This window comes from Streptococcus henryi DSM 19005 (assembly GCF_000376985.1).
Taxonomy (GTDB): Bacteria; Bacillota; Bacilli; order Lactobacillales; family Streptococcaceae; genus Streptococcus; species Streptococcus henryi.
In genome coordinates this window covers 1-13,287 of the sequence record NZ_AQYA01000012.1, presented here as the reverse complement: position 1 = coordinate 13,287, position 13,287 = coordinate 1, and the positions used below count along the sequence as shown (strand labels likewise).

The following is a 13,287-nucleotide window of genomic DNA, read 5'->3' as shown; positions in this document are numbered from 1 at the left end:
GTTTGGTTCGTCTTCTTGTTCAGTTCTCAAAGGTCTTTGTCTTCTTTAAGACAACTTCTATAGTCTATCAAACTCTAGCAAGTTTGTCAACTCTTTTTTTAAAAAAAGTTTTGACAAATGCTTTACCGCTCTCGTTTGACAGCTTTATTATTCTATCAAATCCTAAACGCTCTGTCAAGAACTTTGTGAGATTTTTTTTGCTCAACTCTCTTAACCGTCTGGCTTTTGACAACTTACTTAGTATACCAAAGTCAGAGTTTCATGTCAACAACTTTTTTGAAATTTTTTTCAAAAGAAGCTGTTAAGTTCACTCAATTTTTGGAACTAGATTAGTATACTAAACTTAATTATGACTGTCAATAAGATTTTCAATTTTTTTGAAAAAAATTGAAAATCGTTTTCTTTTCAGCGTTTTTTCTTGAAAAATATTCATTATTTATTTGGGAAATTCTTGGTAAAGGTCTTCGTAATTTGTGAAAATTTTATCTGCCGCGCTTAGGTCTTGTACTGGATAGTCTGGATTAGCAAATCCGTAGCAATACATTCCCGCTGCTTTTGCTGCTCTGCTTCCATTTTTCGTATCTTCAATTACTGTACAGATAGATGGCTCAACTTTAAGAAGTTCAGCAGCTTTTAGGAATACATCAGGAGCTGGTTTTGAGTGGGCAACATCGTCACCAGTAACTTTATATTCGAAACACTCTTCGATTTCTAAGTCTTTCAGAACACGTTTGATATCCTTCATCGGGGATGATGAAGCAACTGCAAGTCTGTAGTTATTGTCATGTAGCCAATGAATAAACTTTCGAGCACCTTTTATGGCTCTGATGCCATCTTTTTTGATTATTCTTTCTCTACGAGCATTCATGTCTGAGATATATTCCTCTACTGATTTTGGTAGATTGAATTCCTCTTTCATTTTTTGCCACATGAACTCAAAGGTTGTTCCCATATATTGGTATTGATAGGAGATATCTGTTTCAACTCCTTCGTCTCTTAACATTTCTGTTTTTGTTCCTAGAAATGTGTATTCGGAGTCTACTATAACACCGTCCATATCAAAAATTACTACTTTTTCCATAATTCTCCTCCGTATATAATATTTTAACTATTTTTGGAATCGATTTCAAATATTTTCTTTCTATAAATACGCTATAGACGTAAAATCATTTTATAACAAAAAGAGAGAGTTTGGGAATTCTCTCTCATTGTCATTATTCGATGATTTGTTTATAAGAGTTTTCATTTCCTAGTTTAAGCGCCTTATACTGCTCATCTAGGGACTCTTTGAAAGCTGTCGGGTTTTCATAGATTTTTTCTAAGTGTTGAATCATTTGATCCACTTCATTAATCCAGTAACTGTTTTGCTCTGCTATGTACTTGCTTTGATGTTGTGTTTCTTTGAAGCATAAGATTAGCATTGCTTGCTCAAATGCAGAACGAGTTGCTGTGAAAATTTCATTCCCATGGTTGATATCTAAATAAATATCACATTTTTGTTTTAGTAGTTCTAACTTTTCATCACTAATATTTGGGTATAACTTGACATTATCATATTTTGAATAAGCGAGTAACTTACTAGACATTTCAGTAATTGCACCAATATGGAAGTTGAATCGTGGAAGCTGTTCTACTAATCTTGTTAACTGTTCTATATTATCAGAGTTCGTCAAAATAAGGATATTTGGTCGTAATAAGTTTTGGCGTCTCTTAGGATAAAGATAGCCCAAATATGATAAACGCTCTTCATTAGGCAGTATTTCCTTGATTTTTTCATAAGAAGCCCAATTTTGAACTACAATTTTAGTTTGACTGCTCTCTAAAAGTAATTCCATGTTATAAGGAATATCTGGTCTGACATTCTCTTGCCAGAAAAGGATATCACCTTTAGTGTGTCCCATTTGGTGCGCCACAAAGAATGGTGTCGCCAACGAATTGTACAAGATACGACTAGTATCAAAACCTGAAATTCTTAGATAATAGGATACAAATTCTATCTGGTTTTTAAAAACTAGGATATTATTATCTTGATTTAAGATCAAATCTCCAGTTTTGTGGTTTTCAACTAAAACTTCTTTATTATCTTCTGTAAGATAGGTTGTTGAAGTTGGTTTCCCTTGTGAATCATATGCAGTTTTTGCAAAGCAATAGCCCTGCTTATTATACTTATCTACAGTAAAAATTTTTCCATTTTCATCTAACCATTGAACTTCTTTGACAAAGCGTCGATAGGAAGGCTTAGAATAAGTGATATTGGCTCTTAATTTATTGTACTCATAGATTTGTCCAGATTGACTTGTTGAAGTTATTTCCCACAAATCTGGTACTTTTATTTCATTAAAATAGAGCGGATGTCCTTCAACCTTATCAAATCCAGTGATGAACTGATAAGGTGAAGTAACATCATCTGGTAGAAATCCATCATCATGGATAACCACAGTTGGATGTTTGTAACCTGAAGAGAGCAGGGAATAGTGTAAATCCCAACTTTCTTGTGAGTAGTAATCAAATAGATTTATCATTGTCCGAGACTCCTTAGCAGCTCTGCCCATTTTTCCTCAATGACTGGCGTCAAATATGCCCTTGCAATTTCGTAAGAATGTTGGTGCATAGGCTCTCTGTCTTCTAAACTGAAATACTCAATTATTTTTGAGGCAAAGGATTCTACAATTCTAGATTCTACAGGGTCCTTCTCTTTGGGCGTCAAAAAACCATTTTTCCCGTCTTTCACGAAAGTTGTATTTCCATATCTGACGTCAAATCCTATCAAAGGTAATCCTGAACCCACTGCTTCCATCAATGTTAAGCCAAATCCTTCACTAGTTGAAGCTGTTAAGTATAGCTCATAGTCAGCATATACTTTAGATAAGTCTTGGTGTCCTTTCAGAGAAATATATGACTCCGCAGAAGCATTACTGATAATTTCGCGTAGCAATTTTTCCTCTCCACCTTTACCATAGATATCAAAAGTTAAGTCTGGTAAGACTTTGTGAGCTTCAATAACAGCTTTTACTAACCAATCGATATGTTTTTCTGATGCTAAACGAGAGGCTGTAATCAAACTAAAATCTTTTCTGCGACTTTCTGGATAACACAAGTGATCAATGCTACCAACAGGTATAGTAACAATTCGCGGTTGCTTCTTGAGATACTTATTAAATTGTTCCGCTAATAGGGTGTTCTGGTCATCTGTGGCTGTAATAAAGAAATCTACAACATCAGCGTTTGTAAATTGGTAGTCGTAATAATTGTTCCAAAGGATATTACGGTCTGTTGTGACATTTTCACTAAAATGCTCAGCATGTACAACAACACCCAATTTAGCTTGACCATGGTGTCGAAAAACTTGCTGGCCAACTCCCGTTGAACGGTCTAGTATAACTGTATCTTGGGAAGTTAGTTCAAGACTGTCCATAAAATATGCAATCAATTCTTCTTTTGAATACAAAATCTTATCTGGAAAACGAAAAACGCTCTTATCTCCATCAATAATTTCTTCATAGGCAATTGATCCATCTTCATTAAAAAAATGTCTTTTTTCAAGATGTGCCTTATTATCTTTTGGGCTGTAGTATTCTGAGTAGACTTTTGTGTAAGAAAAATAATCTTTACGAATAAGATTGCCACGTGAAACATATTCAACGCGATCAACCAATTCTTGATCATCATATGTTAAATAAGCTGTAAAGAAAAATTGGTTATCATCATAAAAACATCTCACAATTTTGCCATTTTGCTCCATGCGAGTCATCTTACCAGGAATTTTTGCCTTAATTTCTGATAGATTGACTGAGGTCGGGGCAATTTTAATGTCTGTAAAGTATGTATACAGCCAGATAATTTCATCATCTTGAAAACCAATGTTTCTAGTTAAATGTGCAATGTTTTCTTGCTGAATCATATCTGTAAAGACAAATTTAGCTGCTTGTTTTATTTTTCTAAAAACATTTGCTCTATAGGCTTGAGCGTACTCAACGCCGCTGCTTGCCCAGCCAATTCCTAAATTAATATTATAAACGGTCATAAAGATTCCTTTAAGCAAAGTAAATGTTCATTTTTTCACCTTTTTCAATCGTCACGTCACTCAGCAAGCTGTTTCTGACAACGAATAGTTTGATATCACTTAACATATTATCAAATGCCTTTAATGCCTCTTTGTGATATTCAAAAACCGGATTTCTCTGCGCAGCTCGTCGACTTGACACTAGCACGCGCAATTGCTGAAGATAATCTACTTCTTCAATCCAACATTCATCAATAGCTTTCAATAAGACAATACGTTTAAAAGATTCTTTCTGTTTATCCGTCGTTAACAAACTGTCTTTTTCATCAAGTTGTTTATCAACTAACTCTAGGATAAGTTGTCTCGCTTCAGAAATCGTATAGTCTTCTTGTTTAAAGAAACTATTATCAAAATCATAGCTGATGTTGGTTAAAATGATATCTAATAAATCTTTCTGGCTAATTTGTTTTCCGTATTTTTGAAGGGTCTCATCGACAAAACTAACGATAATTTCTCGCAAATCATATTGCGCGGATTCATTACTGAGAATACGGTTGCGTTCTGAATAGACGATTTGACGTTGCAATTTGAGACTATCATCGAACTGTAAGGTATCTTTTCTAGAATTTCGTCCATAAGCATCACTAGCATGCTGGGCTTGTTCAACACTATTTTGGAAGTAAGTCGAGAGTAGCTCTTCAGGGTTGGTCACATTTCTATGAGTTACTTGTTTTTTGTAATAATCCTGAAGACTGGCACGTCCCCACTCCGTCAACAAGTCATCTTCAAGAGAAACAAAGAATTGACTAAATCCTGGATCTCCTTGGCGACCAGAACGACCGCGAATTTGAAGGTCCATTCGTTTACTTTCCATACGTTCTGTGATAACTACAGCAAGTCCGCCTAATTTTTTCGATTCAGCTGTTAACTTAATATCAGTTCCACGACCTGCCATCATTGTCGCTACGGTAACACTGCCTTCGCGACCTGCTTCAGCAATAATACGTGCTTCTTTTGATTCACTTTGTGCATTTAAAATGTTATGAGGAATCCCCTCGAATAATAGAATTTCTGAATACACTTCAGACATTTTTACGGAGCCAGTTACTAATAACACTGGCTGCCCCTTACCATGTAATTCTTTGACCAATTCAATTGAGGCATAGATTTTTTCAGGTAAAGTTGTAAAAATACGATCAGGCAAATCTTTACGGCGTAATTTATTATGAGTTGGAATTTGAATTACCTCTTTATCATATATCTCGATAAACTCATCCTCATCAGATTTTCCGGTACCAGTCATTCCACCATAATTATCAAATAAGAAGAATAGATTTTGATAGGTGATTGAAGCAATGGCACGCATTTCTTGTGAGGTTTCTAGACCTTCTTTTGCTTCTAAAGCCTGATGTTGCCCTGCCTGCATCTTGGTCATTTCTAAAATACGGCCTTCTCGTTTATCGATCAGCTTGACTTCACCTGATTCAATGACGTAATCTTTATTTTTTGTGTAAAGTTTATGCGCTCGTAAAGCTAGGGTAATATGACGAATTAGTTCTCGGTGATTATCATCACTAACATACAGATGCTCCATTGCGAAGAACTTTCTGGCTTCATCAATTCCTTTTTGCGTCAACCAAACCTCTTGCTTTTCAATATCCAAGTGATAATAAGTCTCATCAACAAGAGTATAAACAAAATTGTCACAAATTTTATAAAGATTTGATTGAACACGTGGAGCACCTGAAATAACCAGAGGCATCTGAGCAGCATCCAAAAGCACCGCATCTGCTTCATCGATAATACAATAATTAAAGTCTCGTAAAAACTTCTTTTCTGGTGCGTCTGCCAAGTTATCTATCAAATAATCGAAACCTAAGGCACTGTTTGTTGTATAGATAACATCACTATTATAAATTTGTTTCTTCTCATCGACGGTAAGGGTCTGGCTTGGATCCTCTGATAGACCAATCGCAGTTGAAAGTCCCAAAAATTGATAGAGTGGGCACATTTCTTCACCGTCTCGACGTGCAAGGTAACTATTATTTGTCACCAAAATAGCTCCTTTACCTGAAATGGCATTCAGGTAAAGAGCCATAGTAGCCACAAGAGTTTTCCCTTCTCCGGTTTTCATTTCGGCAACATTACCCTGATGCAATACAATGGCTCCCATAACCTGTTCATCATAAGGGTACATACCTAAAACACGCTTATCAGCTTCTCGAGCAACTGCGAATGCTTCTGGTAATAAGGAATCTAGACTTTCACCGCTTAGGTATCTTTCTCGAAATTCGGCTGTTTTTTGTTTAAGTTCTTCATCTGTTAATCTAGCCATTGAAGAAGCTTGGGCATTTACTTTATTGAGTATTAATTTAATTTTATTCAACCTAAAATAGTCAAAAGAAATAAGCTTAAATCCCATTTCAAATTCACTCCTTTGTTACTAATGGGGTAGCATAAATACTAGATATCTCAATATATCGGAAAGCTAACTCCGTCACACTTGCATTAAATAGCTGTATAGAATAAGAGTAAGCTTCGTTCGGATAAGTAAACTGAGCTGTTTTCCCACGTAAAATTTCAGATTTTATCATTTTATCTGAACGATCATAATATTCCAATTTAACATAAACGGTATCTTCAGGAACTATCTCTGCCTCTAAGTGGATTTGATAATGTCGATTACGGAAAAGTAGAGGTAACATTGGCTGTTTACGATCCCTCTGATAGTGTGTCTTTGAATCCCAACGATGAATAGCTTCGCCTGCCGGAATAAGTAGATTTTTAAAATAGACAACACCTTTACGAAATTGGACATCTGATCCATAGCGAAAGGTTGATAAATCTGTCTGTCTCCAATATATTTTAGCTTTCATCCTTATCTCCACTAAAATCTGTTGCTATAATATGCCGATATTGATTAATAAACCATTGTGTTATAGCCCCTGAATTATCGTTATGACGTCCTACCCAGCCTTTCCCAATCAATTTAACACCATTTTTTCGTGTTTCCTTTAATAAATCATAGAAGGCTGTTCGATCATAATCATCATTTTTCATATATGCAATTCTCAGCTGAGTTTGCGACCAATCAGCTTTCTCAAATTTATTCCAAAAACGATTATCGAGTTCCTTTTGATAATTGTCAGAATGCTCCGAAGTGTATTGTTTTAACAAATCCAAAGATGTTGGGAAAATACTTGGTCTTATAATACGCTCATTATAGGCCATTGTTCCTAAATTAACTAATGGTTTACCAACTACTATGGCATGAGGTGCAAAGTCAATTCCATAGTAAAGAGCACCATAAGTTCCCATTGACAAGCCTGACATAATCATTTGAGAACGTTCAAATCCCAAGAAATCCAGACTGTCTTGAATGACACGTCTGATAGTTTCTTCGTATTCCTCTGATCCTATATAAAAAGATCCACCTTCTAACCTAGGGTCAGCAAGTAATAAAAATGGCTTGTTGAGACTCTTCATCATCCAATAACCTTCAAATCCTTCAGCGGTACGATAACCAGAGAAGTAGACATTTAAAGGCGGTGTAAAGTTTCCTGGGTGGAAGTAGTGAAAAATTTCTTGTCTATTGCTATCTGCAGTTATCTCTCCGCCGGGAAGAAGCTTCCCAAAATGATAACGACTGAAGCGATAGTGCGTTGGTCCCAGTTTGAGAGTTCCTTTTCCTTTTGCCAAGATACTAATGTGCAAATAACCTTCAAGTTTGTTTTTCAAATAAAATGGCTTATCTAGTTCTTCTTCGTTGATAATAATTTCAGATAGAATATCGTTAGAACCTAGTCGAATCATCTGAATACGATATTGAACAAAACAATTGTCTGTTTTAATATACTCTGGCCAAAATTCAAGTGGTTTCTCATCTTTAGGGATATTATAAACATAGTTTGCAATCTGTGTAAAACGCTCCCCAAAGCTGCCTTCTAATTGAACATAGGCATTTCCATCATAGCGGATACTTCCTTGGAAAGAACGAGAAACGAGCAAGTGCTCTGTCTGAAATTTATCTCCGTATTGCTTACTGAAAAAGGTATGTGAAATGAGGTCAACTAGCTCTGCTGGCTGATCTGTATTGACAGGATAAGCCATCTGCTGAATAAAGAATGTACGAACTTCATCACTGACTGAATCTGGTGTAATCTTAGTTGTATAAAGTAAAGAATAAGGTTCAATGTAATCTTTTAATCCTATGACAGAGTTGTCGTAACTGGCATCTGTTAATAGGACAACGTTGATATTACGTTTGAACTTGTCGTTTTCGGATTGGTATTTTTCTAAAAAATCAGTAATACTGTTTTTGGGAATATAGAGCCATTCAATATTATCTGGGAAAGGGTAGTTCCCTTCCCAATTGGCCTCTCCAATCTGCAAAACTGTTATGATTTCTTTTGCCATACTTAAACCTACAAGCCTTCCATCAAATCTGCGAGTAAATTACTATTAGAATACTGAAGTGTTTTCTGAATAGAGTCTGTCAGGGCACGGTTCCAGTTTGTCATCTCTGATAGAAAATAATCTAATCCATCATAGATTCCCTCAGGAGTTTCTGCAATATAACCATTTTGTTCATGGGTTACAAACTCCGATGGAAATCGATTAATTTGTGGAATGCCCGCGCTGATAGCCGCGATATGGGTGTACAAATCAGCATCATCTGCTCCATCAATAATCACACGACAATCATTTAACAACTTAATAATATCATCCGCAGCAGTCATAAAAATCAACTGAACGCGACTTTTACCCTCAGTAGCCTGAAGAGAATTTTCCGAGTTATGAGTATCTTCCTCTGTCAATACCAAACACTTATCATCGCTAGCTTCAAAAATCTCTGTGAGTTGTTTTCGAATACTCTGTTGTTCCTGTACATTTGATTCAAAGGAAATGATTCGTAAATAAACCAATTTATTTTCCTTCATGTAACGTAAGATGGCATTAAATACTGCCTGATAAGAGGATTTCCTTAAACCATCTAGCCTAAAATAGACAATTAATTCTTTCATTTGACGACTCTTACCTAAATCAAGGCGGGCATCAAATAGAGGAATTTTTTTAACTGGAACATTCGTATACTCTTGTAAGGACTTTCTAAGCGATTCTGAATTAGCAATAACAGAGTCAACATTCTGTAAATGGTGTTGCACTTCTTGGCTAATATCATGCGAATTTCTCCCCTGGAAAAAAGAATAGATTACTTTTTTTCGGGATTTCATTTCCAAAATAGGACCTGTATGTCGATCATCTTCAGCCAAGAAGATGATATCGTCTGGTTCATCATTTTGGTCAAGAATTAAGCGTTCAACTTCAAAAACAAGATCAGTCATTGTTTCGTAACGACTTTTCAAAAAACGTTCTCTAGCTTCTTCAGCAACCTCAACATGATTACCATATGGAGGGAAGAATTCACGGATTTGCCATTCTTCCTCACCATTGTAATAATCTTGATAATGATATTTACCGGATTGATCATACACCAGCTTACTGGAAATAAAGCCTCGATCATCAAAAATATAACGAAGACTTGGTAAATTATTTTCAAAAATGGTAATCCAAAATAGCTGACCACTATCCCCAAACTCGATTTGAGCATACAATTTTCCATTAAGATAGCCAAGCACTGAGAAAGGTGTGTTAATAAACTCAATACCCTCTGGCCAAGGAAATTGTGTATAAAAATCAACCTGACCTTGCTCTTTTTTTATAGTATTTAAATCTTGGATAATATCAAATACATTGATAAAATTTCGCTCAAGAATTTCTAAACGGTGCATGAAATAGCGTAACTGCGGCTCATAATTATTAACAATAAGCTGGCACTTTTCTCCTGCACTTGAAAATCGCTCAAAATGACTGGAAATATCATCAAAGCGCACTAACTTCTGCTCTTGAGACCATGGACGTGAGTTAAAGTACCATGTTCGCCTTTGATTATACCAAGCAGGAATAAAATAAATCATATTTAGTATTACTCTTTCTGTGTACTTGCAAAAATGGATTTATAATTGCGACTAATCCGAATTCCTCTTATTTCCTCGATAATATTCAAGGTTATACTTGTCAACATCACAAACAATCCAGGAAGAACAGCATAAGTTTGGTATTCAGGGGAGTGATAAGCGATTATCAAAGGTGTTCCCACAATAAGTACCATAAAGATTCCCGAAAAAACACCAAAAAAAGTTGCTAATTTTCTAATATATATCTGCGTCGGTTTTCCTGGATTGACATGTTCAATATAATCATTTTCTTTGCGCATCTGTTCAGCAAGACGACGAGGATCGATATTGAAAATTGAAAAGATAATCGCTAATAGAAAAACAAGGGTCAGATAAATAGAGATTCCTGAAAGTCGTGTCGTTGTGAAGTGAATTAACCATCCTGAATGCGTTAAATCAGACTTTGTAAAAAAATTCAATCCTAAGATGATGTATTGGGGAAGCATCAAGAGTGTCATGGCATACATAATTGGTAAGCCCCCTGCTGGATTTACCTTTATAGGAAGATAGGACTCGTCTGCCACACTACTATATATACTTGGGTGATTGATTCCTATACGGTATTCAGCCTTCTCTGACAAAGTTGCAAGGGCAACAATAAGCCCAGACAAGAGAAGTAAAGCAACAAAATATTGAAAATGGTATTTTTCTAAGAACGATGTGAATTGGTTAATTAATTGATGGACCATATTTAATAAGATAATTAAAGTAATACCGCCAATCCCATATTTGGTGTTTAAATTACCAATCCATAAGGTTACAAAAGAACCCGTAACCAGAATAAGACAAACAGGAAGAAGAACAAAAAGCACTTGCAAAATTGGTTGACTGAATTTAACCGTGAAATCTAAATTGATTGCAACAGCAAAAGATTGCCAAGCTGCCATAGCTAGGGCAAGTAACTTAATTCGTCTTTCCGTCAAGTGAATTGAGCTCTTATCGTCTGAACTATTGACATGTGTCAATCGCCAAACCAAAACAGCTGTCATATATGGACTCAACCCTATTGAAAAGAGACTAACTTTGGTTAAATTACCCCCGGTCAAACTACTGGTTAAAGAAAATAGACGTTGACTTGTTGAAAAATAATCTGAGCTCTTAACAAAAGGCAATGTTATATGTTGTCCTAAAAGTAAAAGGAAAATCACAAAAACAGTCATCCCCAACTTTTTCGCAAAAAACATATTTTGCCGACATCTTTTTGATTTTTTCATCATACTTATACGTTTCCCCACTTTATTTCCCTACAAATAATAAAAGGTATCTCTCTACTAACATTGAGTAGAAAGATACCTTTCAAGTCTTTGGGCATGATCAGTTCAATAACTCTACTAACATTATTATAACACAATACTATACTAATGTATCCGATATCACTTTATCAGATTGATTAAAGATGTAAGTTTTTACGTAAGCTAATGATGACTATCCATGAGTACAATATTTATACTCTTTTAAAATCAAAATGGTAGATGTCAGTTTCGACTTGTCGTACTCTAGTACTGTCTTCGTCTCACTTCCTCGTCTGATTTGGATTTTATTTGAGTATTAATTACAGATCACGACCGATTCCAGATAAGCCCATCATGCCATCAGCTGTCAAAGATAGACTATTAAGAACTTGATTCAAGGACTCACTCATAGCTATTGACAAACTCGGATCTAATGAAACATATTCAGATTCTGAAGTCATTTGACTAATTGATTCACTAATACTGATTGACTCATCATGATTGCTTACAAAAGCTTTAAGTTCACTTTGAAGCTGTTCTAACTCAGCTAAGCTTGCACTTTGAACAATTGAACTTTCACTCAATGATAAATCGTTGATAAGTTGACTCATTGCAAGGCTAATTGATGTTGACAAGCTTCCTTCTAATGAAAGAAACTCACTAGTCGAAGTGTTGACACTTACAGATTCGCTGACGCTAATTGAATTGTCCTCACTAACACTATCGCTCTCAGATGTAGAAGTGCTTGTTGTCGTTGATAATGAATCACTGATAACTACAGATAAGTTATCACTCTCTGAAACAGAATCGCTGACTGAGGTGCTATCAAATTCTGATGAGCTCGTAGAGGTCGGTACATTCAGAGAATTAGAGACACTTGATGTGTCACTCAAAGATTCACTTGTAGAAACTGAGTTGCTTTCAGTATCACTGGTTGACATTGAAGTGCTTGTTGTAACACTCTCTGAGTCTGAGTCGCTAACAGTATCAGAAAGGTTCTCAGAAACTGAAGCACTTGTAGTGTCACTGGATGACATACTCAAGCTAGAGCTTGTACTTACTGATTCTGAACTTGAAATAGATTCTGAAGCTGAAGTACTTGTACTTGTCGATGCTGACAATGATGCACTGGTTGACGTGCTCAAGCTTGTACTTACCGACTCAGAACTTGATACAGATTCTGAAGCTGAAGTACTTGCGCTATTACTTGATGAAGCACTCGACGTTTCTGATTCACTTGGAATGACGCTGAGTGAACCACTGAGTGATTCTGTTAGACTTTCAGTACCACTGGTTGACATTGAACTACTTGAGATTTCACTCACTGAGTCGCTCTTAGAATCTGAATCGCTAAGATTTTCTGAGACTGAATCGCTTGCACTGTCGCTTGATGAAGTACTTAAAGACTCACTCAAGCTTGTGCTTACTGACTCAGACGTTGAAACAGATGCTGAAGCTGAAGTACTTGTGCTTGTCGATGCTGATAATAATGCATTGGTTGACGTACTCAAACTAGAACTTGTGCTTTCTGACTCTGAACTTGAGAGTGAGATTGAGGCTGAGATACTAGTGCTAATTGATCTACTGAGTGATTCAGTTGCGCTTACAACATCACTAGCTGACGTTGAAGTACTTGCAGCATCACTTACTGAGTCGCTGTTAGACACTGAGACGCTATCACTGTCAGAAAGATTACCAGATACTGAAACACTTGCACTATTACTTGATGAGGTACTTAGCGCTTCGGATTTCTCAACGCTGTCTAACTTACCATCGCTGTCTTTATCGGTGACGGTAACGGTATCAGGCGCTTTGACGCTTGACAACTCGTCGGTCAACGTTTGAGCATCTTCTGGTTCGGCTGCTGCGTAATCCGCAATAGCTGCTTCAGCGGCTTGAATCGCTTGGTTAGCTTCCGCAATCTTAGTATCGACTTCAGCTTTCTCTGCTGGAGTAACGACGTCTCCGGCGGCGGTCTTAGCGGCTTCGGCGGCTTGAACCGCTGCTTTGGCAGCTTCAATTGCTGCTTTCGCTT

General features: G+C 36.3%; 8 protein-coding genes and 1 pseudogene. All 9 read right to left on the bottom strand.

The window, feature by feature from the left end; all coding sequences use genetic code 11:
* Nucleotides 1–436: 436 nt before the first annotated feature.
* Nucleotides 437–1,081, bottom strand: a complete 645-nt coding sequence (locus tag F601_RS0100475) for an HAD family hydrolase (RefSeq protein WP_018163724.1) — start codon at nt 1,079–1,081, stop codon at nt 437–439.
* Nucleotides 1,082–1,214: 133 nt separating this feature from the next.
* Nucleotides 1,215–2,522, bottom strand: a complete 1,308-nt coding sequence (gene gtfB, locus F601_RS0100470; RefSeq protein WP_018163723.1) for an accessory Sec system glycosylation chaperone GtfB — start codon at nt 2,520–2,522, stop codon at nt 1,215–1,217.
* Nucleotides 2,519–4,024 carry an accessory Sec system glycosyltransferase GtfA gene (gtfA, locus tag F601_RS0100465; protein WP_018163722.1) on the bottom strand — a complete coding sequence of 502 codons (1,506 nt, stop codon included), beginning with the start codon at nt 4,022–4,024 and terminating at the stop codon, nt 2,519–2,521. The genes gtfB and gtfA overlap by 4 nt, the downstream gene beginning before the upstream one ends.
* A 10-nt stretch (nt 4,025–4,034) precedes the next feature.
* The gene (secA2, locus tag F601_RS0100460; RefSeq protein ID WP_018163721.1) at nt 4,035–6,425 is read right to left on the bottom strand and encodes an accessory Sec system translocase SecA2; all 2,391 of its coding nucleotides are present in this window, start codon (nt 6,423–6,425) and stop codon (nt 4,035–4,037) included.
* 7 nt (nt 6,426–6,432) lie between these two features.
* Complete coding sequence (gene asp3, locus F601_RS12090; RefSeq protein WP_018163720.1) at nt 6,433–6,879, bottom strand: accessory Sec system protein Asp3; 447 nt, start codon at nt 6,877–6,879, stop codon at nt 6,433–6,435.
* A complete protein-coding gene (gene asp2, locus F601_RS0100450; RefSeq protein WP_018163719.1) occupies nt 6,869–8,419 on the bottom strand; it encodes an accessory Sec system protein Asp2 in 1,551 nt (516 codons plus the stop codon). The genes asp3 and asp2 overlap by 11 nt, the downstream gene beginning before the upstream one ends.
* 8 nt (nt 8,420–8,427) lie before the next feature.
* The gene (gene asp1 / locus F601_RS0100445; RefSeq protein ID WP_018163718.1) at nt 8,428–9,981 is read right to left on the bottom strand and encodes an accessory Sec system protein Asp1; all 1,554 of its coding nucleotides are present in this window, start codon (nt 9,979–9,981) and stop codon (nt 8,428–8,430) included.
* An 8-nt stretch (nt 9,982–9,989) separates the two neighbouring features.
* Nucleotides 9,990–11,204, bottom strand: coding sequence for an accessory Sec system protein translocase subunit SecY2 (secY2, locus tag F601_RS0100440; protein WP_018163717.1), 1,215 nt, complete (start codon nt 11,202–11,204; stop codon nt 9,990–9,992).
* A gap of 368 nt (nt 11,205–11,572) precedes the next feature.
* Nucleotides 11,573–13,287 (bottom strand): annotated as a pseudogene (locus F601_RS13205) (hypothetical protein); the annotation flags it as partial.